The organism is Viridibacillus arenosi (genome assembly GCF_001955655.1).
Classification (GTDB): Bacteria; Bacillota; Bacilli; order Bacillales_A; family Planococcaceae; genus Viridibacillus; species Viridibacillus arenosi.
Genome location: NZ_MSPW01000001.1, coordinates 628,208 through 655,171, shown reverse-complemented (window position 1 = coordinate 655,171; position 26,964 = coordinate 628,208). Strand labels below are relative to the sequence as shown.

Here is a 26,964-nt window from a genome sequence, read left to right as displayed (position 1 = left end):
TTAAATGGTATGGAACATTTGAGATGGACTTGTGGGTCACTTTGCATCGTCCGATTAAAACAGGTATGATGATATTATTTCTATTTTCTAATTATTCTAAAAGGAGTAGAGTTAAATGGCGTATCATTTTCAAGAACAAGATGGAGTATTAACATTTACTATTGATCGTCCAGAACGACGTAATGCCATAAATGATGAAGTAATGGAAGGGTTTAAAGAAGTAATTACATATGTACATGATCATGATACCGTACGTTTTTTAGTCGTCACTGGAGCAGGGGAGCGTGCATTTTGTTCCGGAGGGGATTTAGCAGAGTTTCATTCATTAACAACTGAAAAGCAAGCTTTTGGAATGCTAAGTAAAATGGCTAAAATTCTTTATGATCTGGCAACATTACCAGTTCCGACTATTGCCTTAGTTAATGGCGCTGCAGTTGGCGGAGGTTGTGAAATTGCGACAGCTTGTGATTTCCGATTAGTAGCTACTGAAGCAAAATGTGGTTTCATTCAAGGGACTTTAGCAATTACTTCTGGCTGGGGTGGCGGAACATATTTATTTGAACGTGGATTACGCCATGATCGTGCCTTGAAAATGTTAGTGGACGCTAAAGCGTATCCAGCTGAACTTTTATATGAAATCGGTTGGGCTATGCGTGTATTTGAAGGGGGGAAAGAAGCGGCTCTTGAGACGTTTATAGAGGATATGCGTAAAGTCCACCCTTCGGTTCATAAAGCTTATAAAGAAATGGAGTTACGCAAATGGCGAGAAATGGGGCTATTTGATCGTGTTATGGAGGAAGTTCACACCTGCGCAAAATTGTGGGAAAGTGAAGCACATCACCAAGCTGTAAATCGTTTTCTATCAAAATCAAAATAACTTCTAAAATTGAAAAACTCGCATATAGTAATAAAAATGCGAGGTGATTGAGATAGAAGTTAAAAAAAGAAAAGATCAATGGTTAGCTGTAGATGATACACGTTTGGTGGAAATTATATTAATGGCTGTTCGTGAAGGTCGATCACAACTTGCGGGTTTTGAAGAAGCGGCTGAAGAGTTAGGTCGTACAAAGCAAGCTTGTGGGTTTCGATGGAATAAAACATTAAGAGCGCAATATGAAGCTGAATTAGAAGATGCTAAAACAAGACCAAAGCAAATGATGCGTTCGCATCTAAAACAAGCACTGATGAGCTTTGATCAATTATCTGAAGCTTATCAATCATTGAAGAAATCTCATGAAGCATTAAAGCATGAGCATGATGATTTAGTAAAATGGCTCGAACAAGGTTTAGAGAAGGTTAGACAATAAAAATGCAGTTGAATATTTCGTATGGAAGATCATTCTAAAGCTATTTTGGAATGATCTTTTTATTGTGAATAAAATATCAAAGAAGAAAAAATACTCAATAATAAGTAAAATTTGCTAGTTAATAGTTGAAATCGCTTTCTTATTTCGTTTAGACTAATAAGGAAAGGGAGAAACGGTTTAAGCAAAGGGGGATGAATATGCGCAAAGTTCTAATTGCCAATCGTGGGGAAATTGCGAGAAGAATTATCTCGACATGCCACAAGTTAGGTATTGAAACAGTTGCTATCTATTCAGATGCAGATCAAGATTTACCTTTCGTTAAAGAAGCGACAAATGCTGTTCGCATAGGTGAAAATCAGGTCGCACAATCTTATTTGAAGGCTGATGAAATTATTCAACTTGCCATTGAGCATCAGGTAAGTGATATTCATCCAGGTTACGGGTTGCTATCAGAAAACGCGGATTTTGCTAGAAAAGTAGAGGCTGCGGGAATTCGCTGGATTGGTCCAAATGCAGATGTAATCGAACAAATGGGTGATAAAATTCAAGCGCGCCAAACGATGAAAATTGCCGGTGTTCCAGTTGTACCAGGTTCAGAGGAAGGTCTAACTTCATTAGAAGAGGCATTGCAATTTGCTAGTCTAATTGGATACCCTGTAATGCTGAAGGCATCAGCTGGCGGAGGCGGTATTGGCATGGTGTGCTGTGAAGATGAGCAAGCGCTCAGTCATAGCTTTGAAAATGTAAAAAAACGTGCACAATCGTATTTTAAGAATGACCTCGTTTTTATCGAGAAGTATATTCCAAATGCGCGTCATATTGAAGTGCAAATTTTCGGCGATGATGCTGGGAATATCGTTCATTTATTTGAACGGAATTGTTCGATTCAACGACGTCACCAAAAAGTTATTGAAGAATCACCTTCACCTCAATTTCCACAAGCTGAGCGCGTAAAATTACTGCAAGCCGCTGTGGATGCTGCAAAAGCTGTTCGTTATACCAATGCTGGAACGGTAGAATTTATAGTGGATGCGGAAAATCACTTTTATTTTCTCGAGATGAATACACGTTTACAGGTTGAACATCCAGTTACGGAGGCTATTACTGGATTTGATCTTGTTGAGTGGCAATTACAAGTAGCAGAAGGCAAGACATTACCTATAAAAGACCAAACAGCTATAAAGTGCACTGGCCATGCAATTGAATATCGTATTTACGCAGAGGATCCAGAGAGGTTTTTGCCGTCACCGGGTAAGTTGCAAGTATTGATGTTCCCTCAAATAGAGAATTGCCGTATTGATAGTGGTTACGTTGAAGGGAATAGAGTATCACCGTTTTATGATCCACTTATTGCAAAACTTGTCGTGTTTGGGGAAACAAGAGAGCAAGCATTGGCCAATTCTGAAACGGTTATAAAGGACATAGATATACAAGGGGTAAAATCAAATTTGCTATTATTTGATCGCTTATTGCAAGAAGAAATGTTCCAATCCGGGGTTTATCACACAAGTTCGCTAACAGAATGGTTAGCCAATCACAAGGGGGATAAGATTTATGGGAGAAATTAAAGCATCGATGGCAGGTACAGTATTTCGTGTTGAGGTAAAAGAAGGAGATGCAGTATCTGCTGGTCAAACTGTCATCGTTTTAGAGTCTATGAAAATGGAAATTCCAGTAGATGCTGAAGTGTCAGGCTCAGTTGCTGAAGTGAAAGTGAACGAAGGTGACTTCGTTAACGAGGATGATGTACTAGTCGTCTTAGGCTAAAGTAGATGTAAGTGTCTAACACAAAGGGGAGGACATAATATGACTGAACACACAGTATATAACGAACGTCTAGCTGACAAACTTGAAGGGATTTTTGCAGGTGGACATCCGAAATATCATGAAAAACTAAAAGAAACAAATAAATTGTTCGTGCGAGATCGTTTAACGCTACTTTTTGATGATGGAGAATATGAAGAGGATGGACGTTTTGCGAATTGTGAAGCAGGTGATTTACCTGCAGACGGCGTGGTCACTGCTATGGGGAAAGTAAATGGCCAAACCGTTTGTGTTATGGCGAATGATTCGACTATTAAAGCAGGTTCGTGGGGTTCTCGAACTGTTGAGAAAATTATCCGTATCCAAGAAGTAGCGGAGAAAAATCAAGTACCTATGATTTATTTAGTAGATTCGGCAGGAGCACGTATTACAGATCAATTAGAAATGTTTCCTGGGCGTCGTGGAGCAGGGCGTATTTTCCATAATCAAGTGAGAATGTCAGGAATGATTCCGCAAATCTGTTTATTATTTGGTCCTTCTGCTGCAGGTGGAGCATACATACCGGCGTTTTGTGATATCGTTGTTATGGTAGAAGGTAATGCTTCCATGTACTTAGGTTCACCACGTATGGCTGAGAAGGTTATTGGTGAAAAGGTGTCGCTTGAGGAGATGGGTGGAGCACGTATGCATTGTACTGTTAGTGGGTGCGGAGATCTACTTGTTTCAACTGAGGAAGAAGCTATTTCCGAAGCGCGTCGATATTTAAATTATTTTCCAGCGAATTTCGCAGATAAGCCAGCAGTTGTTGATGGAAAACAACCAATACAAGGTCGCAAATTAGAAGAAATAATTCCTGAAAATCAAAATGCACCTTTTAATATGTATGAAGCGATTGATCAGTTAATAGATGAGGGAAGTTTTTTTGAAATAAAAAAACTTTTTGCACAGGAATTGATTACAGGTTTAGCGCGTATGGATGGTCAAGTGGTGGGAATTATTGCAAACCAACCGAAGGCAAAGGGCGGCGTATTATTTGTTGACTCGGCAGATAAGGCGGCTAAATTTATTAATTTATGTGATGCATTTTCAATTCCATTATTGTTCCTAGCTGATGTGCCAGGCTTCATGATTGGAACAAAAGTTGAGCGTGCTGGTATTATTCGCCACGGTGCGAAGTTAATTTCAGCGATGAGTTCGGCAACAGTACCTAAAATTTCAGTAGTGGTACGTAAAGCATACGGAGCAGGACTATATGCAATGTGCGGTCCGGCATTTGATCCTGATGTCTGTATTGCTCTTCCAACTGCGCAAATTGCCGTAATGGGTCCAGAGGCGGCAGTTAATGCTGTTTATTCAAATAAAATTGAAGCTATTGAAGATCTGAAAGAACGAATGCAGTTTGTTAAAGAAAAACATGATGAATATAAAAAGGAAATTGATATCTACAAAATGGCATCCGAAATGATTGTCGATGAAATCGTCGCGCCAAGTGATTTAAGAACAGTCATTACGAAACGCTTGGCTTATTATGACTCAAAACAAATCTTACTGCCTTATCGAAAACATCCGGTTTATCCTGTATAATAAGTGTTGCTATTGAGGTCTGCCTGTATCAGGTGGACCTCAGTCTATTTTTATTAAAAGGAGATATCGATATGCAAATTGTTGTTGTAGGTGGAGGAGCGGTTGGATTACTGCTAGCATCCTTGCTACAAAAAGATCACAACCAGATGAATATTCTTGTTCACCGAGAAACTCAAGCAAGTGAACTTAATGACAAAGGTCTACAGCAAATCGATGTCTTGCAACAGTCGCACCATACATATATTAAAGCTTCACAGGACTTTAAAGTATTTCCGACAGATGCAATATGGATAATTGCCGTAAAATATCATCATCTAGCTAGTTTACAGTATCTATTAAATGCATTACCAGAAAGCACGCCATTACTTTTTATTCAAAATGGTGTGAAGCACTTACAATTTGCAAATAACTTGCAACAGAAGCAAATCGCTTTTAGTTCAGTAGAGTTTGGAGCTGAGAAGCTATCGAATTCAAGCGTTGCACACAGAGGGATTGGCAAGATGAAAATAGCTATAGGAAGAGGAGATGGACAACCGTTTAAGGAATTTTCCCAGCTATCAGATTCTAAATTACCTATTGAATGGATTGAGAATGCAGAACAAATGTTAATACGAAAAGCACTATTAAATTGTCTAATAAATTCTTTAACGACTATACTAAATGTTAAAAACGGTTCTCTTATTACGAATGAGCATAGCTTAATATTATTAGAGCAATTGTACAAAGAGCTCATGAGCGCCTTCCCGGAACAACAGGATCAGCTTCTATTTGAAGATGTACTTTCATTATGTACAAGTACAGCAATGAATACTTCTTCTATGCTTACAGATCGATTAAATGGAAGGCTAATGGAAGTAGATGCGATTGTTGGTGGGATATTAGAAATAGCACAAAATCGTGGTCACGATCTGCCGACATTAGAGACGCTTTATATGATATTAATGACATTGCAACAAGGCGGTGTGGAAAGATGATGTATATACTGTCAATTTTTTTGCATTTCATTGTACTTTGCCCAGTCATCTTATTTCTCATTATTTATTCTCTACTGAAAAAATTACCTAAGAAGCGAGAGAAAGTATTTGGTAGGGCAGCAGATATAACGACATTTCTACTGTTTTTTTCTGTTCCGGAATCTGTTCATTTTTTATGGGGGTATGATATCGGGTTTATAACTTTTATCTTTGCAATTATAATTGCGATAGTTTTCACGATAATTGAATGGCGCTCTACAAAAGAAATTGAAATACTACCATTATTCCGGAAAATTTGGCGCTTTTTATTTTTAGCATTAACCATTACTTACGTGGTTATTTGGATTATTATAATAGTTCAAAGAATTATTTTATATGTGACGATGACGTGAGCGTATTTTTTCAATCCAACTGATTAAAATGCTATACTCGATTGTAGTTAACAATATAGAGGAGTTTATACTAATATGAAACTGGAACAAATAGATGTACCGGTAAACAATCAATTATTGGTAGATTATCGAAATCAAAAATCAACAATCTCGTCGTTTTTCCATTATACAAATGAAGATGAATCTTTTGAACGCCGTTTAGAAGATTTAAAAAATCATCCGATTCGCCGAGCTGAGCTTGTAAAAGTCATTAGTGAATTTATGGCACCTCTTGAGAAATCGGTAAAAATGGAACAACATTTACGAGAATTAGAAAACAATGCAGTGGTTGTTGTTGGTGGGCAACAAGCGGGCTTATTAACTGGACCTCTATATTCAGTCCATAAAGCTATTTCTGTTTTACTTTTAGCTAAAGAACAGCGCGCGAAATTAGATGTTCCAGTCGTTCCTGTATTTTGGATTGCTGGTGAAGATCATGACATTGATGAAATCAATCATACATTTACAGCGTTAAATGGTCGTTTGCAAAAACATATTCATCCAGACCGTTCAAAGAAAAAAACAATGGCTTCAACAACAACTTTAGATATTGAAGATACACGAAAATTTATAAAAAATGTCTTCCAACAATATGGTGAAACTGCATATACAGAAGAGCTGTTGGCGAAAATCGATACTTTATTAGTAAGGAGTCATACATATACTGACTTTTTCGCCCAATTAATGCACTGGCTTTTCAAAGAAGAAGGGTTACTTCTATTAGATGCCGCTGATCCGAAATTGCGTGCTTATGAGGCACCGTATTTCGAGAGATTAGTGAACCACTCTGAAGAGATTGCAGATGTAGTTTCAAATCGCGAGGCACTATTGGCCGATAGTGGTTATGGTACCCCGATAGGTGCAACGAAAGAAAATGCTAACCTTTTTTACGTCAAGGAAGGTGAACGCTTCTTATTAGAGCGTAAAGATGGCAAGTTTATCAATAACGTCGCGAATGTCCAATTTACAAAAGAAGACATGTTACAGCTAGCAATTGAACAGCCTGCTTGTTTAAGTAATAACGTTGTAACAAGACCGCTAATGCAGGATATGGTCTTGCCTGTACTTGCATTTGTTGGAGGGCCTGGAGAGCTTGCGTATTGGTCTACATTAAAAGACGCTTTCGAGTTGCTTGGTATGAAGGTGCCAGTTTTCGTACCACGTATGAATATGACGCTTGTTAATCGCCAAGTCTCCCACTTATTAGAGACACATGATTTATCTGTTACTGAAGTATTAAGTGGTAAAGTGGCCCAAATGCATCATACCTTTGTAAATGAAGTATATGATGATGCTGCAAAAGAGGCTATTGAAAAAACAAAAGCGTTGCTACAGCAGCAATATGTGGACTTACAAAAGCATTTGCATAAGAATGATGTGCACCTAGATAAACTAGTAATAAAAAATCTAGATATTCATGAAAACCAATTAGACTTTCTATTAAAGAAAATCGAAGCAGAAGTATTACTTCAGCATGATGTTGCTATTCGCAGATTCAACGAGATGGAAGGTCAGCTAATTCCTGAAGGTATTTTAATGGAACGTGTATTTAATCCATTCCAATATATGAATGAATATGGCATGACTTTAATTGGTGATATTTTACAGTTACCATTAGAAGTTAGTGAATTGCATCAAGTAATATATATATAAAATGGAATAATGCGGATTAAAAAATGGCTGTTTTTAAAATAAAATAGATATAATATTACCCTGATTTTAGGGTATTAAAAGCTATCTCAATTGAGATAGCTTTTTTTTATTAAAAATATCAAATAAATACTACAATATGGTATTAAAATAATAAAATAATAATAAGAAGTATGAAGTTTTTTTAACAAAAAGGTAAAAATTAGTAGAAATATTGTTGTTGATAAGGACGATTTACGCATTTTAATGTAAACACCCTTATTTTCCAATGAATTAGTGGTGGAATGTGGGGGGATGTGGTACATTAATTTCATATAGTGGGGTGAGTAATATGTTCATGGGAGAGTATCAACATAGTATTGATGCGAAGGGCCGATTGATTATACCTGCTAAGTTCCGTGAACACCTTACGGAAGGCTTTGTCATTACCCGAGGATTGGATAATTGCTTATTCGGGTATCCTATTTTGGAGTGGCGTAAGCTGGAGGAAAAACTGAAGCAATTACCTGTTACTAAGAAAGATGCCAGAGCTTTTACGCGTTTCTTCTTTTCAGGTGCTACAGAGGTGGAAGTGGACAAGCAAGGCCGTATTAATATCCCAAGTAACTTATTAACACACGCTAATGTTCAAAAGGATTGTGTAGTACTCGGCGTTTCTAATCGTATTGAAATTTGGTCCAAAGAGTCTTGGCAAAATTATTTTGCTGAATCTGAGGAATCCTTCAATGACATTGCTGAGAATATGATTGATTTTGATATATAACCAATTTAGAGGAGGGACAAACCTTGTTTAATCATACGACTGTATTATTAAAGGAAACCGTTGATGGATTGAACGTTCGTCCTGACGGCATTTATGTAGATTGTACTTTAGGTGGGGCTGGACACAGTGAATATTTAGTTAGCCAATTATCATCAAAAGGTAGACTTATTTGCTTTGATCAAGATACTTCAGCCATTGAAAATGCTAAAGAACGTTTAGCACCATATTTAGATAAAATAACTTTCGTACATTCAAACTTCCGTTATTTGAAGGAAGAACTAGAAGCATTAGGCATAGATAAAGTTGACGGGATTTTATACGATTTAGGCGTATCATCTCCTCAATTAGATAACGCAGAACGAGGATTCAGTTACCACCAAGATGCACCACTTGATATGAGAATGGATACAACAGCTGAACTTTCGGCATTTCATGTTGTGAATGAATGGTCATTCGAAGATCTTGTACGTATTTTCTATCGATACGGTGAAGAAAAGTTCTCGAAACAAATTGCCAGAAAAATTGAAGAAGCTAGAAAGACAAGCCCAATTGAAACCACGGGTGAACTAGTAGATTTAATTAAAGAAGGTATCCCAGCTGCAGCAAGACGTAAAGGCGGACACCCAGCGAAACGTGTATTCCAAGCCATTCGAATTGCTGTAAATGATGAACTTGGTGCAGCGGAAGATTCATTAATACAAGCACTTGAAGTCATTAATGTAGGTGGACGAGTTAGCGTCATTACTTTCCACTCGTTAGAAGACCGATTATGTAAAACTATCTTCAAAGAAGCATCCTCTTTGCCAGAATTACCACCAGGTTTACCCGTTATTCCAGAGGAATTAGCTCCAGGTATAAAACTTGTTACACGTAAACCGATATTACCTTCAGAGCAAGAACTAGAAGAAAATAATCGAGCTCGCTCAGCGAAACTCAGAATAGCTGAAAAAATCAAAGAAAAAGGGAAGTGATTAAATGGCATTGCTTAATCGGCAACAACAACAAACGTACATCCAGCAGCCACAGCCTACAGTACCGGAAAGAACCGTCCAGCAGCCAACACCCAGACCTTCCAAGAGAATATTGTCTAAGGGGGAAAGGGTTCTCCTTGTGGCCATGGTGACAATAATAGCATTATTGTCAGTTATGAATTTAAATACGCAATCTGCAATTAATACAACATCTGTTGAAATTCAAAATATCGAAAATAAAATTGATGAAACGAAGAAACAAAATGCGGAATTGTCCATCGAGGTAAGTGAACTCTCTACATATGAGCGTATTTGGAATAAAGCGAAGGAATTAGGCTTGAAGCTGAACGAAAAAAACGTGAAAGTAGTGTCTGGACAATGAAGAGAAAGTTTCGGTTTCAATGGGGAGCCTTTCTAATGTTAATCGTTTATGGAGGGCTCTTTTTTGCTATGTTTTTCCGTATATTTGGAATCCAAGCTTCGGGCCAAGTAGAGGGGCAAGCTTTGGCGGCAAAAGCGGCAGCAAAATACGAAAGATCAAAAGTAATTACAGCTAATAGAGGGAACATTCTCGATCGGCAAGGACAAGTTATTGCAGAAGATACTATTAACTATCGCTTAGTAGCTGTAATTAGTCCTAAGGCATCTGAAGGAACTAAAACTCTTATGCACGTAGCAGATAAAGAGAAAACAGCCAAAATTTTAGCGAAATATCTTTCTATTAGTGAGAAAGATATATTTGATAAATTAAATACTAAAGTAAAGAATGCACAAGGTAATGAAATTCGCCAAGTAGAATTTGGTGCTGCAGGACGTAATATTAGCCATGGTGTAATGGAGCAAATTAGTAGTGAAAAGCTACCTGGCATCATTTTCATGGAAGAAACAAAGCGTTTTTATCCAAATGGTATCTTTGCATCAAACTTAATCGGCTTAGCACAACGGGATACTCAGCAAGATGGACAAACTAAAACCGTAGGTAAAATGGGACTAGAGTCCATCTATAACAAAGAATTATCCGGTACGGATGGAAGGGTTCAGTATAAGAGTGATGTATGGGGTTATTTGCTACCTAATAGCAATAAGATGGTAGAACCTGCTAAAGATGGTGCGGATGTATATTTAACGATTGATAAAACCATTCAAAACTTTTTAGAAGATTCAATGTCTAAAGTTTATAAGAAATATAATCCTGAATCGATGGTAGCGGTCGTTGCCAATCCGAAAACGGGAGAAATACTTGCTGTGTCGCAAAGACCAACATATAATCCACAAGACGGTACTGGACTTGAAAATAGCTGGTTAAACCAGTTAACAGAATTGACGATTGAACCGGGTTCAACAATGAAAACATTTACATTAGCAGCTGCAGTCGAAGAAGATAAATGGTTCCCGAATGCTACATTTCAGTCTGGTCAGTATACTGTGCTCGATCGAACTATTCGAGATAGTAACCAAGTTGGATGGGGAAGTATCTCTTATTTAGAAGGAATCCAACGGTCTTCAAACGTAGGTATGGCTCATTTATTAAAGTTAATGGGCGATGATACCTTTATTTCTTATATGAAAAAGTTTGGTTTCGGAGAAAAGACGGGAATCGATTTACCAAATGAAGCGACAGGACAAATTTTAGATAAATATCCAATTAATCGTGTCACAACTACTTATGGCCAAGGATCTACGGTTACCCCTATTCAATTAATTCAAGCTGTTTCTGCCATCGCAAACGATGGTAAAATGATGCAACCGTATGTAATTGAGAAAATTGTGAATCCAAATACGAAAAAAATCGTCAAAGAGAACACCCCAACAATTAAAGGTCAGCCTATTTCTGAAAAAACGGCTAAGGAAGTTAGAAAGATTTTAGCTTCTACCATTTATTCCGAAAAAGGAACTGGTCAAAACTTTGCAAGTAAAGAATATGAAGTAGCCGGTAAAACAGGTACAGCTCAAATTCCGAAAGCATCTGGTGGATACTACTGGGGAAAAAATGAATTCTTGTATTCATTTTTGGGTATGGCTCCTGCAGATGATCCTCAGTTAGTTATGTACATTGCGGTGGAAAAACCTAAGCTTGGACCAACAGATGTCGGCTCAGAGCCAACATCTACTGTATTTAATACAGTAATGGGAAGTAGTTTGAAGTACTTAAATATTAAGCCGCAAAAAATTAAAAAAACAAAATCCCAAACGATGGAGAACTTAAAAGGTCAACTTGTTGAGGATGTTGAAAAAGAATTTGAAGAAAATGGCATAGAAACGGTTATCATAGGTAATGGTGATAAAATTACGGACCAATACCCAGCAGAAAAATCAGAAGTTTTATCTGGTGGTTTTGTATTCTTGAAGACAGATGGGGATTCGGTAGTACCTGATTTTACAGATTGGTCACTCCGTAACGTTTTAACGTATCAAACAATGGCTGGTGCCAATATAGAAATTAACGGTGAAGGCTACGTACAGAAACAAAGTGTTAAAGCTGGTACTGTGCTAAATGCAAATAAGAAAATTATTTTGAAAATGAAAAAACCAGAGGAGATTTATAAATAGTTCATGTGATTTCGCAAAGAATTTGAATAGTACGGAGTGTCATATCATACTTTGTAAGAAAAAAAGGTGTGATATGTCGAACAATGTGGGCCACTAAAAGTACAAAAAAAAGAATGCAGTGGATGTGGATTGTCTTTGTTGTTTTATTCCTCATGCTTATTGGGAAATTAGTACATGTACAGTTTATACAACATGATTTGTTAACAAAAAGGGCAGAAGAAAGCTGGGACCGTGAAATACCAGTTTCAAGTTTAAGAGGAAATATAGTAGATCGCAATGGTAAGTTAATCGTTGGTAATAAACTAGCCCCAACATTGTATTTTATGCCAGCGCAAAATGATAAACCTTTAGATGCTGCAAAAGAGTTGGCAACATTACTTGGAGTAGATGAGCAAGCATTAGCAAAAAAAATGCAACAAAAAACGTCAATAGTAAAGCTTGCTCCTGAAGCTAAAAACATATCTAAAGAACTTGCCGAAAAAATACAACAAAAAAATATACCAGGAATTTACGCAGGGCTTGATTACATACGTTATTATCCGTATGATCAATTACTCTCTAGGCTAATTGGTTTCACTGGTTATGATCAGCAAGGATTAGCTGGATTAGAGTATCAGTATGATGATTTATTGATGGGAAAAGCTTCCGCAATTCGCCTATTTACAGATGCTAAAGGTTCAGCACTTCCTCATGTCCAAGATAGTTGGAAAGATGGTAAAGACGGTGCAACAATGGAATTGACCATTGATGTTGATGTTCAAAAGGTCGTAGAACGTGAACTTTCTCAAGCTATGGTGAAATACGAGGCAGACCAGGCAATGGGTATTGCTATGAATCCTAAAACTGGTGAAATATTAGCGTTAGCATCTTATCCAACATTCTCTCCTCCTTCATTTTCCAAAGTCGATTCCAAAATTTATAACAGAAACCTACCAGTGTGGATGACCTTTGAGCCAGGTTCTACATTTAAAATCATTACATTAAGTGCAGCGTTAGAAGAACAGGTTGTTGATTTAGATAAGGATCATTTCTTTGATCCGGGCTACTCAATGGTAGAAGGTGCTCGTCTACGTTGTTGGAAGCGTGAAGGCCACGGAAGCGAAACCTTTTTAGAAGTCGTACAAAATTCTTGTAACCCAGGTTTTATAGAGCTCGGAAGAAGAGTAGGACCAACAAAACTTCAAAAATATATACGTGATTTTGGCTTTGGGCAAACAACAGGATCGAATATGGCTGGAGAATCAAGTGGGATATTGTTCTCTGAAAAGGCATATGGTCCTGTTGAACATGCTACAACGTCTTTTGGGCAAGGAATCTCTGTCACACCAATTCAACAAGTCCAGGCAGTATCAGCAGCGATTAATGGTGGTACACTCTATCAACCCTATATAGTTAAAAATCTAATCGATTCAAATTCAGGCAAGATATTGAAAAGCTACAAGCCTGTAAAAAAACGACAAGTCATTAAGCCCGAAACGTCCAAAAAAGTTCGTGAAGCATTAGAATCGGTTGTTGCTTTAGGTTCTGGTAGAAATGCATTTAGAGATCACCTGCGCATAGGTGGTAAGACTGGAACAGCTCAAAAAGTTGAAAATGGACGGTATAAGGATGGGGAATATATTGTATCCTTTATCGGCTTCGCACCAGCAGATGATCCAGAAATCGTTGTTTATGTTGCAATAGATAATCCAAAGAACGTTACGCAATTTGGTGGTGTTATTGCGGCACCAATTGTAGGGCAAATCATTGAGGATGTTCATGATAAAGTCGGTATTACAGAGCGAAAGGGACAATTAGAAAAGATATATAAATGGGGGGATGTTGAAAAAGTGCGCGTACCTGATTTGGTCGGTCAGACAAAAGAAGATATAGCAAAATTACAATATCCGTTTCGTTTAGAATGGCATGGAAATGGCTCCAAAATTGCCTCTCAACTGCCAAAAGCAGATGCACAAATCGGACTAGATGGCATAATTCACGTTTATTTAGAAAAATAGCGTGTATTAGTCTTTAAAAATAGAATTGAAACTACTATGATAGTACATGTACTAAAGAAGGTTAGAAGGAGAATTTTCATGACAATTGCAACAACTTTAATTGTTTTGGCCACTTCATTCGTCTTAACGGCTATCACAGCACCAGCTGTTATTCCGTTATTACGTCGAATGAAATTTGGTCAAAGTATTCGAGAAGAAGGACCAAAATCACATCAGAAAAAAGCGGGAACTCCAACGATGGGTGGCGTAATATTTTTATTCGCTATTATCGTTACAACTATAGTATTAGGTTATCTAAATGATGCCTTTACTTCACAATCTGTTGTATTAATTCTCGTCTTATTCGGCTTTGGTTTAATCGGCTTTTTAGACGATGGTCTTAAAATTATTTTCAAGCGTAATTTGGGATTAACATCCCTCCAAAAGTTAATCGGACAAATTATTATTTCGATTGCTGCCTATTTCTTATTAGGTCTAGGCGTTTTCCATAATACAATCCAGATACCGCTTACTGATTTCGCCTTTAACTTAGGTGGATTTTATGTTTTATTCTTAATCTTTTGGTTAGTAGGTTTCTCAAACGCTGTCAATTTAACAGATGGGTTAGATGGGCTTGTGTCGGGTACAGCTTCCATTGCTTTTACTGCATTTGGTGTACTAGCGCTTGTAAACGGTCAAGTTGATATCGCGATATTTGCATTTGCTGTAACAGGTGCTTTACTTGGTTTCTTATTATTTAATGCTAATCCAGCAAAAGTGTTTATGGGAGATACTGGTTCACTTGCTTTAGGTGGAGCACTTGCAATGCTTTCAGTATTAGTTGGGCATGAAGTATTACTATTACTGATTGGTATTATCTTTGTAGCTGAAACACTATCTGTTATTTTACAAGTAGCAAGTTTCAAATTAACAGGTAAGCGAATTTTTAAAATGAGTCCACTACATCACCATTTTGAGTTATCAGGCTGGTCTGAATGGCGTATTGTTCTAACATTCTGGTTGACAGCAGTAGTTGCAGCGTTGATCGCAGTGGTTCCGGAGGTCTTGAAATGAAAAGCATAAAAGAGATGGAACATAAAAAAGTACTTGTACTAGGATTAGCTAAAAGTGGTGTCGCAGCTGCGGAATTACTGCATAAAATGGGTGCTTTCGTTACTGTGAATGATGCTAAACCATTTGAAGAGAACACTGATGCACAACGTCTGTTACAACAAGGAATTACAGTGATTTGTGGCCGTCATCCAGAAGATTTACTAGATGAAGGCTTCGAATTAGTTGTGAAAAACCCTGGTATTCCTTATACAAATATTCTAGTAGCAGATGCTGTAAAACGAGGTATTCCAATTTGGACTGAGATAGAGCTCGCTTACTTAATTAGCGAGGCTCCAATGATTGGTATTACGGGTTCAAATGGTAAAACAACAACGACCACCTTGCTTTATCATATTTTAAAACAAGGTGGTTTAAATCCTCTCATCGCTGGAAATATAGGTACAGTAGCATGTTCAGTCACTGAAAATGCTACACCAGATAATGTAGTCGTTACAGAATTATCTTCATTCCAATTAATGGGTACTGAACATTTCAAGCCAAAAATTGCGATTTGGACGAATTTATATGAAGCGCATATTGACTATCACGGTTCGATGGAAGAATACAGTAATGCTAAATTTGCTGTAACACGCAACCAGGATGCATCAGATTATTTAATCTATAACGCAGATCAAGAAGTAGTTGTGAGTTATGCAAATAAATCACATGCACGTAAAATTCCATTCACAACAAATGGTATTAATTATCTAGGAATAAGTGCAGATGATGAAATGGTTTACTGGTTAGGTAAACCATTTATCAAACGTAGCATTATAGCTCTTCCTGGACAACATAATTTAGAGAATGTTTTAGTAGCAGTTGCAGCAGCAATAATTATGGATTGTCCGAAAGATAAGATAGAGCATGTTTTATCATCATTTACGGGTGTTAAGCACCGTACACAATTTGTTCGAGAATGGCAAAGTCGTAAAATTTTCAATGATTCTAAAGCGACTAATACATTAGCTACTCGCAGTGCGTTAGCAGCTTTTACACAGCCGATTGTTTTACTTGCAGGTGGCTTAGATCGAGGGCACTCATTTGAAGAACTACGTCCACATATGGGGAATGTTCACGCAGTTGTCGTAGCTGGGGAAACAGCTAAGCGATTTGCTGAATTCGCAGAATCATGTGGTGTTGAAAAGATAGCATATGCTAATGATATGGAATCAGGTGTTAAACAAGCAGCAGATTTATCAAATGAAGAAGATGTCATCTTATTATCTCCTGCATGCGCAAGCTGGGATCAATACCCGACTTTCGAGGTGCGTGGTGATAAGTTCATCGAAGCTGCAATGAAGTTGTAAGGAAATTCGAACAACAGGAAGGATGCCATAGCTGAATCAACGTGAACGCACACTTTTTATGAGTGCAATCATTTTATTGACATTGATAGGCATTGTTTTCGTCTATTCTGCAGGGACATATTGGGGCAAGGTACACTATGGTAATACTGCCCCTTTTCTTTTTAAGCAACTAATTTATTTAGGTGTGGCAGTCGGAGCATTTTATGTTGTTTCCAATAGTTCCCTTCTAAGAATGGAAAAAAGTTGGACAATACTGTACATATTTTCACTCTTACTTTTAATAGCGGTATTGATTCCTGGAATAGGCGCTGTGCGAAATGGTTCTCAAAGCTGGATTGCTTTTGGACCCCTTAGTATTCAGCCCGCTGAATTTGCTAAGATTGCATTGCTTGTAAAATTGAGCTTTGTATTAGCGCGTAAGAAAAGTACGGAAAGAACTATTCAACTAAGTCACTTTGTTTTGATTCTATTGCCAGCAGCGCTTATAATGCTGCAACCTGATTTTGGTTCTGCGTTTATTTTACTCGTATCATCCTTTGCTTTACTGTTTATAGCTGGTTATCCAATTCGTTTTTACGTTTTTCTAATGATGATTGGTATTAGTGGTTTAGTGGGTTTAATAATGGCGGCTCCTTATCGATTAAAGCGTATAGAGGCGTATCTGGATCCTTGGTCTGACCCATTAGGTAGTGGCTTCCAAGCAATCCAATCCTTACTTGCAATTGGACCTGCTGGACTGTTTGGACATGGTTTTGGTAACAGTCGTCAAAAGTATCTCTATTTACCCGAACCGCAAAATGATTTTATCTTTTCAATCATTGCCGAAGAAACAGGCTTTATAGGCGCAGCATTGATCGTTATAACCTTTGCTGTGGCTTTATACTCTGGTTATGCTTTGGCCGTCAGAACGCAGCAATTAAGCTATTATTACAGTGTTGCAGCATTGATCAGTATGCTAGGTTTTCAAGCATTTTTGAATATTGGAGTTGTTTCAGGCTTACTCCCTGTAACAGGGGTGACTTTGCCTTTTATAAGTTATGGTGGTTCATCCCTAATGTCCGCTTGGCTTATAGTCGGTGTAATTTGGAATTTTACAAAAAGAATTTAAATAAAAGAGGAAGGAGTGCACAGTATGGAGAAAATTATAGATATAGAAGAACGTATTCCTACGCTTCGTGAACGTCGTAAAAAACGGACGAATCAGCGGTTTACAATATTGCTAGCCATTTTCGGCATTATCTTACTGGCACTTCTTTATTTTCAATCATCATTAAGTCATATAGGGGAAATTAAAGTAACTGGTGGTCAATTAAAAAAAGCAGAATACTACACAAAACATAGCAAGATCCGTGTAGGGGATTCTTTGTGGGCATTTAAGCCGAAAAAAATTGAAGAGACCCTTCAAAAAAAAGATTGGGTCGAAAGTGTATCAGTTGAACGAAATTGGTTAAACACTGTGACTATAAAAGTAAAAGAGTACGATAAAAAAGCTTTTATTAAGAATGGTGGTCAATATAATCTAGTGTTGCAAAATGGCGTAATTTACAGCTTAGATGAAATACCACATGATTTGAATTTGCCCATCTTGGTTGGTTTCCAAGAAGACGCCTTATTACTTAAAATGATTAAACAATTGGACAAGGTCGATCAAGAATTAAAGACTTTAATATCTCAAGTAAATGCTATTCCAACAAAATCCAATCCTTATGCGGTACGTTTATTTATGAATGATGGTTTTGAAGTTCGTGCAACTATTACGACACTGGCTGAAAAATTGCGTTATTATCCATCTATCATTTCGCAAGTCAAAAAAGGTGAAAAAGGGGTTATTGACTTAGAAGTAGGTTCATTCTATCGCTCGTATTCGAGTGAATATGGTAAACCAACTTCAAGGGAGGAAATAGATGACCAAACAACCGGCCAATAAAAAACGACATTCATTTAAACATCAATTTGCCTTTTTAGTAGTTTCGATTGCACTAGGCTTTCTTTTCGCATATGCCTATAACACGGCAAAGACAAAAGATCACACGATGACGGAAACAAGCTCTTCTGATTTTGAAAAAAAAGAACAATTACGTGAAGATTTAATTGCTCAACAAGAGCGTAATAAAGAACTTGAAGAAGAAAAATTACTTTTACAACAAAAAATAAAGGATTATGAACAAGACTTTTCGGGTAGTAAAGAGGGATATAAAGGTTTAGTGAAGCAGGCTGATGATTTACGTCTTTTACTTGGTAAAATACCTGGACGAGGATCGGGTGTTACTGTGACCTTACAAGATGCTGAATATGATCCGAAATCGGTCAACCCGAATGACTATATCGTTCATGAAAGTCACGTTTTCAAAGTATTAAATGAATTAAAGATTTCTGGAGCACAAGCGATTGCCATTAATGGTCATCGATTAAAAGCTAATTCTTATATTAAATGTAATGGTCCAGTAATCACGATTGATGACGACCAATTCCCAGCGCCATTTGTCATTGAAGCAGTAGGTAATCCAAAGGTATTGTCTGCAGGTTTAACACTAGCTGGTGGCGTTTTTGACCAACTCATTGATGATAATATTATTGTGACGATAGATGGTAGTAAGCAGCTCGTCATGCCTGCTGTCCAAGGAAATTCTTAATGGTCTAAGGTAAGGAGGCGATAGATTGAAGCGTAAAATGCATACACCGTTCATCATTGTATTTTTCATCATTGGATTTATGTTAGCGATGCAGTATAACACAGTGAAAAATCCACAACAACGTGATACACGTGATTTATGGGATATTCGTCGGGAACTATCGCTAGAAAAGCAGCGTCATTCAGAACTGTTAGCAAACATTCAGCTATTAAATTCCACGATTAGCAAATATGAGAATATGGATAATGATAGTCCAGATCGCATATTGAGGGAAACAGTTCAAGGGCTGAAACAAGAAGCGGGATTAGCAGAAATAAAATCTCCGGGTTTAGTACTTAGAGTTGATGTTTCGCCTGAGGCAAAGGCATTAGGACAAGCAGTATCAAATATCTCGCCCGATTTATTAGTAAAGCTTGTCAATGATATTAATCGTTTTAAGGGCAATGCAGTTGTGATTGATGGTAAGAGAATCGTTCAAACGACAGCTATTCGTGATATTAATGGACAAACAACAGTTAATAGTTTGGCTGTTCGAACACCTCCATTTATGATAACTATTGGTACAAGTACTTTAGCGGATGCTAATAAGCTTGCAAGTTATTTGGAATCTTCATCCATAGCAGATGAATTTTATCTTGATAATTTAACTTTATCAATTGGAAAACCACAGAAGAAGGTAACTTTAAATGGATTTGATCGTTCTTTTCATAATAAATTTTTATCAGAAACGACAAAGGGGGAATAGAATTTGTGGTTACCATTACTAGGTTTACTATTAGGTATTTCCCTTGGTCTGTTAACTGACGTTCAAATACCTACAATATACGAAAGTTACTTATCAATTGCAGTCCTTGCTGCTTTAGATACTCTCTTTGGTGGGATAAGAGCACAATTACAACAAGTATATGATGATTATGTATTCGTGACAGGTTTTTTCTTTAATATTGCTCTAGCAGCAGGATTAGCTTTTTTAGGAGTTCACTTAGGTGTTGATCTTTATTTGGCAGCCGTATTTGCTTTTGGAGTGCGACTTTTCCAAAATATTGCTATCATTAGAAGGATATTATTATCAAAATGGAATGATAAAAAAGCAAAGCAATCTGAAAAAGCAGTCTAATAGAAGGAATTTTTTCAAAAAAACAGGAATTTATTTAGACAAGTTACTCAATTTACAATAGAATATTGATAAGAGTTGTTGAAGGAGGTGCCACAGATTGAGTCACTCAGAATTATATGTATCACTAGATATAGGATCATCATCCATTAAAGTCGTTATTGGAGAAGTAAATAATGAGACTTTACATGTAATAGGAGTAGGTAATGTAAAATCTACTGGCATTCGTAAAGGGAGTATTGTAGATATAGATGCTACAGTACAATCTATTAAAAAAGCGGTCGAACAAGCCGAAAGAATGATAGGGATGACTATTAATAAAGTTATTCTAGGTATTCCTGCCAATCAGGCTATGCTTCAACCTGTTAAAGGGGTAGTTGCTGTTAATAGTGACAACCGTGAAATAGGCGATGAGGATTTAGATCGCGTAATGGAATCGGCACAAGTGATGTCTATTCCGCCAGAGAGAGAGCTAGTCAATTTAGTTCCTAGACAATTTATAGTAGATAATTTAGATGAAATCAAAGACCCTCGAGGTATGATTGGTATCCGATTAGAAATGGATGGTACATTAATTACTACTTCTAAAACAATCCTGCATAATGTACTCCGTTGCGTTGAAAAAGCGGGATTAGATATACAAGAAATTTACTTACAGTCACTTGCTGCAGGTGAATTTGCATTAACAGAAGATGAAAAGAACCGAGGCACTGCATTTATTGATATTGGCGGTGGTTCAACAACAATTGCTGTTTTCAAAGATGAGCATTTCACTCACACAGCTGTTATTCCAGTAGGTGGAGAACATATTACGAAAGATTTATCGATTGTATTAAAAACACCTACAGAACAAGCTGAGAAGATTAAAATTGACTATGGACATGCATTTTACGACGATGCTTCAGAGGATGAACTATTTGAAGTGCCAGTTATTGATGGAGATACAAAGGAACAATTTAGTCAAAGGTACATATCCGAAATAATCGGTGTTCGATTGGAAGAACTATTCGAATTGATAATCGATGAGTTGTATCGGATGGGTATTCAAGATTTACCAGGTGGCGTCGTATTAACTGGTGGCGTTGCCAAATTAGAAGGTATTTCTCAACTAGCTCGCCATGTGTTACAAACGAGAGTAAGAGTTTACACGCCTGAATATATCGGTGTAAGAGAACCTGAATATACATCAGCAGTAAACTTAATCCGTTATGCATATATGGAATCCGAGTTTCTCGGAGATTATAGCGATGACAAACCGCTAGGACCAATTCAAAATACAGAGTCAAATACAAAAGTGCCAACTGCTTATGATACACAAGAGCAAAAAGAAGGCGTAGTTGGTAAGGTTCGTAGTTTCTTAACCAAATTTTTAGAATAATATATGCGGCTTTCTCTACACACAATGAGCTAAAATAGGAGGAATAGAGATGTTAGAATTTGATACAGATGTCGAACAACTAGCAATTATTAAAGTGATCGGCGTTGGCGGCGGCGGTAATAATGCAGTCAATCGTATGATTGAACATGGTGTACAAGGTGTAGAATTCATTGCCGTGAATACAGACTCACAAGCATTAAAACTATCAAAAGCAGATGTAAAATTACAGATTGGTAGTAAATTAACACGTGGATTAGGTGCAGGAGCAAACCCTGAAGTAGGGAAAAAAGCTGCTGAAGAAAGTAAAGAACAGTTAGAAGAAGCGCTAAGCGGAGCAGATATGGTATTCGTTACTGCTGGTATGGGTGGCGGTACTGGTACAGGTGCTGCACCTGTTATTGCTCAAATTGCTCACGATTTAGGTGCGTTAACAGTTGGTGTTGTAACACGTCCATTCACTTTTGAAGGACGAAAACGTCAATCACAAGGATATGGCGGTACAACTGCTATGAAAGAAGCAGTTGATACATTAATTGTTATTCCAAATGATCGTTTGCTTGAAATAGTTGATAAAAACACGCCAATGCTAGAAGCATTCCGTGAAGCTGATAATGTTCTTCGTCAAGGTGTACAAGGTATCTCGGATTTAATTGCAACACCAGGTCTTATTAACTTAGACTTTGCAGATGTAAAATCTATTATGTCAGATAAAGGTTCTGCATTAATGGGTATCGGTATAGCATCTGGTGAAAATCGTGCAATAGAAGCTGCCAAAAAGGCGATTTCAAGTCCATTGCTAGAAACATCGATTCATGGTGCAAAAGGTGTCCTAATGAATATGACTGGTGGTTCAAACCTTGGTCTTTATGAAGTAGGGGATGCCGCTGATATTGTATCTGCAGCATCTGATGAAGATGTGAATATTATCTTCGGTGCGGTTATTAATGATAACTTGAAAGATGAAATCATCGTTACAGTTATTGCAACTGGATTCTCAGATGATGATATGCCTATAGATCCGCGTTCATCTGGTCGTGGTGGAATCGGTGCTAGCCGTCCAGCTGTTACTGCGGCTCCTCAACAAGCTGTTCGTGAAGTAAGACAAGAAGAAGTAAAGGCACATCAAGAGCCTGTGCGTCAAACACATACGTCACAATCTCAAGATGATGCTTTAGATATTCCAACATTCTTACGTAATCGCCAAAAAAGACGTTAATTTATAAATCCAACTAGCTCACACAATTTATTGTGTGGGCTTTTTATTTTGCGAAAAATTTCTGCAAAAAAATGTCAGTATACACTTTTTTCTGTCGCAAATTTTTTGCGTAATCACTTCACAGTTTGACATTTTTTGAAGTTGGAGGATGATAACCTTTCAGTAGGGAGGCGGTCTCATGTACGGAGAAGTTATTTTAGCGCTCAATACAATTTTTAATTACATTGTCTTGACCTTTACAAGTAAGATTGGTGCATTACAAGTGTCGAGAAAAAGATTGTTGTTTAGTGCTCTAATAGGTGCATGTGTCGTTGTCTTTATTGGTCAATCTGTTATACCAATGATTTTTGCTTTTGTCGTGATGACAATTTGTGCTTTTGGTTTTCATTTTATGAAATGGCTCAAAAGTGCTGTTATTTGCATTGTGGCCGCATTATTTGCAGGTGGTCTATTAACTGCACTTGAGCCACTATTTTTTAAAATGCCTACTGTCTATTTTGCGTCGACAAGCAGTATCATCGCTGTGGCGGGTCTTGTTCTTTTGCAAAATAGATGGACCGTTAGTAAACAGCAATCTCTTGAGCGTGGACTTGTATTAGATACGACAATGACGTTTCAAGGTAAGAGCTGGCAGTTAAGCGGCTTTATCGATACAGGAAATAGTTGTATCGAACCATTAACTGGTAGGGCTGTTCATTTTATTGCTTGGAGTGCGTTAGAAGATCATATGGATGTTGGGCTAAAAAATGCACTAGATAGCTGGCAATCAACTAATCCTTACAAATTATCAATGTTCCCGAAAGAGTTACAAAGTAAGTTGACGGTTATTCGATTCTCAACTGTACAAGAAAAAGCAGTTTATGGAATCGCTTTCCGTTTTGATCACTGGGAGGTACACGGGGAAGATAGTTTCTTTATCGCACCAGGGTTTTTCGTACTTACAAGGGAATCAGATCATTTCCCACAGCAGGTAAATGTCATTCTGAATGTCTCAACGCTTTGTCAATAATGATGGAAGGGGTTTTTACATGATTCGAAAATTTTGGCATTGGCTACAGCAGAAGTTCATTACTTGGAGAACGAAGGGTACTTTTTATATAGGAAGTCATGAATCGCTGCCTGTACCATTGAAAAAAGAGGAGGAGAAGGAAGTTATTGCGGCGTTTATGCGGGGAGATATGAGTGCTAGAGATACGTTAATCGAACGTAATTTGCGTTTAGTAGTTTATATTGCTAGGCGTTTTGATAATTCAAATACACCAATTGAAGATTTAATCAGTATTGGATCGATTGGATTAATAAAAGCAATTGAAACTTTTAATACTGAAAAAAATATCAAACTCGCTACATACGCTTCTAGATGTATCGAAAATGAAATTTTAATGCATTTACGCAAAACAAGTCGAACTAAAGGTGAAGTTTCACTTGATGAACCACTCAATTCAGATGCAGATGGTAATGAACTATTACTTTCGGATATTTTAGGAACGGACGAGCATATTATTACGGATAATGTTGAAAAAAAAATCGAACGCCAACATATGTTTCAAGCGATTCATATCTTGGAAGAGCGCGAGCGTTATATTATGGAATGTCGTTTCGGACTAAATGGTAGAGAAGAGATGACACAGAAGGAAGTAGCAGATCATCTTGGTATTTCACAATCTTATATTTCTCGTTTAGAGAAGAAAATTATTCATGAATTACGTGAAAATTTAAATCAACCAACAATGTAATGGTTGAAATTGGTCATTTTTCCATCGCATATTCTGTCACTTAACGGACAAACTGAACTTACAACAAAGAAAGAAGCGTCCGGAGGAAATGACTATGCGAACAAAAGTGGATTTATGCGGTGTAGATACTGCAAAGTTACCTGTATTAAAGCATGAGGAAATGCGTCAGTTATTTATCCAATTGCAAAGTGGCCAAGAGGAAGTAAGAGATCAGCTCGTTATGGGCAATCTACGTTTAGTACTCAGTATTGTAGGGCGTTTTGCATATCGTGGTGAACAGGCTGATGACCTGTTTCAAGTCGGTTGTATTGGTTTGTTAAAATCAATTGATCATTTTGATTTGTCTCATAATGTGAGATTTTCAACCTATGCAGTGCCAATGATTATTGGGGAAATTCGCAGGCATTTGCGGGACCATCACCCACTGCGTGTTGCTCGTTCATTGCGTGATATTGCCTATAAGGCAATGCAGGCTAAAGAGCAGTTTATCAATGAGCAATTACGTGAACCAACGTTATCTGATTTAGCGCGTATGACAGGCTTGCCGCAAGAGGATATATTATTTGCTTTAGATGCGATTCAAGAACCAATGTCATTGCATGAGCCGATCTATTCAGATGGTGGTGATCCAGTTTATATGATGGATCAATTGAAAGATAATGCAGTTTCAGAAGAACGATGGTTGACTTATGTAACCATGAAAGAAAATGTTATGAAGCTAGATGAACGACAACAAAAAATCTTAGCAAAACGTTTTTACTATGGTGAAACTCAGACTGAGATAGCAAACGAATTAGGAATTTCGCAAGCTCAAATTTCAAGGCTGGAAAAAAGTGCAATCAAAACAATTCAAAAGCAAATATCACAATACGATAATTAATAACTATGGCAAAGACGTATCAAACTCTAAAAGTTGATGCGTTTTTTGCTATTTCCCTTCATAGACTGAGTTAGGAGGGATGTAGATGAGATTTTCTGATATCCAAAGAAAAGAAATTATTGAAGCTGGTAATGGCCGATTTTTAGGGTTTGTCCTAGATGCAGTTTTGTCGGAGGAAACGGGCTTGATTGAAGCATTTGTTGTATCTGAACCAAAAAGATTCTTTCAATTTTCACAAAGTGATAATGATACAATGAAAATTCGTATAGAAGATATTCTAGTAGTTGGGAAGGATGTCATATTAGTGAAAGCACGATAGTGAAATGTATGACAATTCATTGATAATTAATCCGTGGCTTGGTACAATAAGTTAACAAGTATCTTTGAAAAGATGGGAATAAAATGACGTTTATTATAAATAACTTAGAAGAAATTCAGCTAAAGATTAAAAAAGCAGCAAACAGGGTAGATAGACAAGTAGCAGATGTATCAATAATCGCAGTTACAAAGCAAGTGTCTACTGAACGAGCTATTGAAGCGCTTGATGCAGGATTAAATCAATTAGGCGAAAATCGTCCAGAAGGCTTGTTAGAAAAAAGAGAAACAATTACCGAGGGTGCTGTATGGCATTATATCGGCTCGATGCAAACTCGTAAAGTTAAACAAGTCATCGATAAAATTGATTATCTACATTCTTTAGATCGTATTAGTTTAGCAGACGAAATTGAAAAACGAGCAACACGTATTGTTAATTGTTTTGTACAAGTAAATGTTTCAGGTGAAGAATCAAAGCATGGTCTGCAACCAGAAGAAGTCATACCGTTTATAGAGCAACTATCGCAATATTCTCGTATACGCGTAGTGGGTTTAATGACAATGGCCCCAAATACAGAAGATTTAGAAGTAGTTCGCAACATTTTTAAAAATCTCAAAAAACTACAATTGGAAGTCGAAAATAACGGATATGCTCATGCACCATGTCACGATTTATCGATGGGAATGTCAAATGACTATGAAATCGCTGTCGAAGAGGGTGCAACGTATGTTCGAATTGGTACGGCTCTAGTTGGCAACGAAAGAAGGGATTCTTAATGAGCATGAAGGATAAAATTAAGAACTTTTTTTTACTAGAAGAAGATGATGAAGACTATTATGAGCAATCACAGCAATCGCAACCACAACAGCAACATCAACAGCAAGAGCAACGCCAACAAAGAGTCATGTCACAACCAGTTCATCAAGCTGCAGTAAGTCAACCTGCAGTTAAAAAAGTAAGCAACAAGGAGCGACGGAGTGTGGCAACTGAACATACAAATACACCTAATCTAGTAAGTATTACACAAAAATCTTCTAAGGTTGTCTTAGCGGAACCTCGTGTCTATGCAGAAGCTCAAGATATTGCTGAACATCTAAAAAGCAAGCGTGCAGTCGTTGTAAATCTACAGCGTATAGATAAAGAGCAAGGTATTCGTATTATTGACTTCTTAAGTGGTACAATATGTGCACTGGGTGGAGATATAAAACGTATTGGTACGGACATATTTTTATGCACACCAGATAATGTAGAAGTTGACGGTAATATTTCTGAATATTATTATGAAGACTGATCAAACTGAG

The 26,964-nt window shown here is 37.3% G+C and carries 28 protein-coding genes; all 28 read left to right on the top strand.

What is annotated here, in order from left to right; genetic code table 11:
* The first annotated feature begins 115 nt into the window (after positions 1-115).
* The 28 genes from BK137_RS03205 (at position 116) to BK137_RS03070 (ending at position 26,954) form a co-directional block, all read left to right on the top strand.
* The gene (locus BK137_RS03205) at positions 116-877 is read left to right on the top strand and encodes an enoyl-CoA hydratase/isomerase family protein (protein ID WP_038183777.1); all 762 of its coding nucleotides are present in this window, start codon (positions 116-118) and stop codon (positions 875-877) included.
* 43 nt (positions 878-920) lie between these two features.
* A complete protein-coding gene (locus BK137_RS03200) occupies positions 921-1,307 on the top strand; it encodes a transcriptional regulator (protein WP_235175720.1) in 387 nt (128 codons plus the stop codon).
* Positions 1,308-1,504: 197 nt separating this feature from the next.
* Entirely contained in the window at positions 1,505-2,875 is a 1,371-nt protein-coding gene (locus BK137_RS03195; RefSeq protein ID WP_038183780.1) for an acetyl-CoA carboxylase biotin carboxylase subunit, read from the top strand.
* Positions 2,862-3,074 carry an acetyl-CoA carboxylase biotin carboxyl carrier protein subunit gene (locus BK137_RS03190; protein ID WP_038183783.1) on the top strand — a complete coding sequence of 71 codons (213 nt, stop codon included), beginning with the start codon at positions 2,862-2,864 and terminating at the stop codon, positions 3,072-3,074. Before BK137_RS03195 ends, BK137_RS03190 begins: the two co-directional genes overlap by 14 nt.
* Before the next feature lie 39 nt (positions 3,075-3,113).
* Positions 3,114-4,655 carry an acyl-CoA carboxylase subunit beta gene (locus BK137_RS03185; protein ID WP_038183795.1) on the top strand — a complete coding sequence of 514 codons (1,542 nt, stop codon included), beginning with the start codon at positions 3,114-3,116 and terminating at the stop codon, positions 4,653-4,655.
* Positions 4,656-4,726: 71 nt separating this feature from the next.
* Positions 4,727-5,629: a ketopantoate reductase family protein gene (locus tag BK137_RS03180; RefSeq protein WP_038183809.1), complete on the top strand. Its 903-nt coding sequence runs from the start codon at positions 4,727-4,729 to the stop codon at positions 5,627-5,629.
* Positions 5,626-6,021 (top strand): DUF3397 family protein, encoded by a 396-nt coding sequence (locus BK137_RS03175; protein ID WP_038183811.1) that lies wholly within the window; start codon positions 5,626-5,628, stop codon positions 6,019-6,021. Before BK137_RS03180 ends, BK137_RS03175 begins: the two co-directional genes overlap by 4 nt.
* A 75-nt stretch (positions 6,022-6,096) precedes the next feature.
* A complete protein-coding gene (bshC, locus tag BK137_RS03170; RefSeq protein ID WP_038183814.1) occupies positions 6,097-7,713 on the top strand; it encodes a bacillithiol biosynthesis cysteine-adding enzyme BshC in 1,617 nt (538 codons plus the stop codon).
* Between the two features lie 328 nt (positions 7,714-8,041).
* Positions 8,042-8,473, top strand: coding sequence for a division/cell wall cluster transcriptional repressor MraZ (gene mraZ, locus BK137_RS03165; protein WP_038183816.1), 432 nt, complete (start codon positions 8,042-8,044; stop codon positions 8,471-8,473).
* 23 nt (positions 8,474-8,496) lie between these two features.
* Positions 8,497-9,444, top strand: a complete 948-nt coding sequence (rsmH, locus tag BK137_RS03160; RefSeq protein ID WP_038183819.1) for a 16S rRNA (cytosine(1402)-N(4))-methyltransferase RsmH — start codon at positions 8,497-8,499, stop codon at positions 9,442-9,444.
* 4 nt (positions 9,445-9,448) lie between these two features.
* Positions 9,449-9,826, top strand: a complete 378-nt coding sequence (ftsL, locus tag BK137_RS22790) for a cell division protein FtsL (protein WP_038183833.1) — start codon at positions 9,449-9,451, stop codon at positions 9,824-9,826.
* 35 nt (positions 9,827-9,861) lie between these two features.
* Positions 9,862-11,994: a penicillin-binding protein gene (locus tag BK137_RS03150; protein ID WP_038183837.1), complete on the top strand. Its 2,133-nt coding sequence runs from the start codon at positions 9,862-9,864 to the stop codon at positions 11,992-11,994.
* A gap of 83 nt (positions 11,995-12,077) precedes the next feature.
* On the top strand, positions 12,078-13,991 hold the full coding sequence (locus BK137_RS03145; protein ID WP_038183840.1) for a stage V sporulation protein D: 1,914 nt from the start codon (positions 12,078-12,080) through the stop codon (positions 13,989-13,991).
* A gap of 78 nt (positions 13,992-14,069) precedes the next feature.
* Positions 14,070-15,044 (top strand): phospho-N-acetylmuramoyl-pentapeptide-transferase, encoded by a 975-nt coding sequence (gene mraY / locus BK137_RS03140; protein WP_038183843.1) that lies wholly within the window; start codon positions 14,070-14,072, stop codon positions 15,042-15,044.
* Positions 15,041-16,390, top strand: coding sequence for a UDP-N-acetylmuramoyl-L-alanine--D-glutamate ligase (gene murD, locus BK137_RS03135; protein WP_038183846.1), 1,350 nt, complete (start codon positions 15,041-15,043; stop codon positions 16,388-16,390). Before mraY ends, murD begins: the two co-directional genes overlap by 4 nt.
* Positions 16,391-16,448: 58 nt before the next feature.
* Positions 16,449-17,498 (top strand): putative lipid II flippase FtsW, encoded by a 1,050-nt coding sequence (ftsW, locus tag BK137_RS03130; RefSeq protein ID WP_038183849.1) that lies wholly within the window; start codon positions 16,449-16,451, stop codon positions 17,496-17,498.
* Between the two features lie 24 nt (positions 17,499-17,522).
* The gene (locus tag BK137_RS03125) at positions 17,523-18,317 is read left to right on the top strand and encodes a cell division protein FtsQ/DivIB (protein ID WP_038183851.1); all 795 of its coding nucleotides are present in this window, start codon (positions 17,523-17,525) and stop codon (positions 18,315-18,317) included.
* A complete protein-coding gene (locus BK137_RS03120) occupies positions 18,295-19,023 on the top strand; it encodes a DUF881 domain-containing protein (RefSeq protein ID WP_038183856.1) in 729 nt (242 codons plus the stop codon). Before BK137_RS03125 ends, BK137_RS03120 begins: the two co-directional genes overlap by 23 nt.
* Before the next feature lie 25 nt (positions 19,024-19,048).
* Complete coding sequence (locus BK137_RS03115; RefSeq protein WP_038183858.1) at positions 19,049-19,768, top strand: DUF881 domain-containing protein; 720 nt, start codon at positions 19,049-19,051, stop codon at positions 19,766-19,768.
* A gap of 3 nt (positions 19,769-19,771) precedes the next feature.
* Positions 19,772-20,140 carry a small basic family protein gene (locus tag BK137_RS03110; RefSeq protein ID WP_038183861.1) on the top strand — a complete coding sequence of 123 codons (369 nt, stop codon included), beginning with the start codon at positions 19,772-19,774 and terminating at the stop codon, positions 20,138-20,140.
* Between the two features lie 97 nt (positions 20,141-20,237).
* The gene (gene ftsA / locus BK137_RS03105; protein ID WP_038183863.1) at positions 20,238-21,515 is read left to right on the top strand and encodes a cell division protein FtsA; all 1,278 of its coding nucleotides are present in this window, start codon (positions 20,238-20,240) and stop codon (positions 21,513-21,515) included.
* Between the two features lie 49 nt (positions 21,516-21,564).
* Complete coding sequence (ftsZ, locus tag BK137_RS03100) at positions 21,565-22,731, top strand: cell division protein FtsZ (protein WP_038183866.1); 1,167 nt, start codon at positions 21,565-21,567, stop codon at positions 22,729-22,731.
* A gap of 178 nt (positions 22,732-22,909) precedes the next feature.
* Complete coding sequence (locus BK137_RS03095) at positions 22,910-23,740, top strand: sigma-E processing peptidase SpoIIGA (protein WP_038183869.1); 831 nt, start codon at positions 22,910-22,912, stop codon at positions 23,738-23,740.
* Between the two features lie 19 nt (positions 23,741-23,759).
* A complete protein-coding gene (sigE, locus tag BK137_RS03090; protein WP_038183874.1) occupies positions 23,760-24,467 on the top strand; it encodes an RNA polymerase sporulation sigma factor SigE in 708 nt (235 codons plus the stop codon).
* A gap of 94 nt (positions 24,468-24,561) precedes the next feature.
* Positions 24,562-25,347 carry an RNA polymerase sporulation sigma factor SigG gene (gene sigG / locus BK137_RS03085; RefSeq protein WP_038183877.1) on the top strand — a complete coding sequence of 262 codons (786 nt, stop codon included), beginning with the start codon at positions 24,562-24,564 and terminating at the stop codon, positions 25,345-25,347.
* 85 nt (positions 25,348-25,432) lie between these two features.
* Entirely contained in the window at positions 25,433-25,666 is a 234-nt protein-coding gene (locus BK137_RS03080; RefSeq protein WP_038183879.1) for a PRC-barrel domain-containing protein, read from the top strand.
* A gap of 83 nt (positions 25,667-25,749) precedes the next feature.
* A complete protein-coding gene (locus BK137_RS03075) occupies positions 25,750-26,439 on the top strand; it encodes a YggS family pyridoxal phosphate-dependent enzyme (protein ID WP_038183882.1) in 690 nt (229 codons plus the stop codon).
* Positions 26,439-26,954 (top strand): cell division protein SepF, encoded by a 516-nt coding sequence (locus BK137_RS03070; RefSeq protein WP_038183884.1) that lies wholly within the window; start codon positions 26,439-26,441, stop codon positions 26,952-26,954. Before BK137_RS03075 ends, BK137_RS03070 begins: the two co-directional genes overlap by 1 nt.
* Positions 26,955-26,964: the final 10 nt, after the last annotated feature.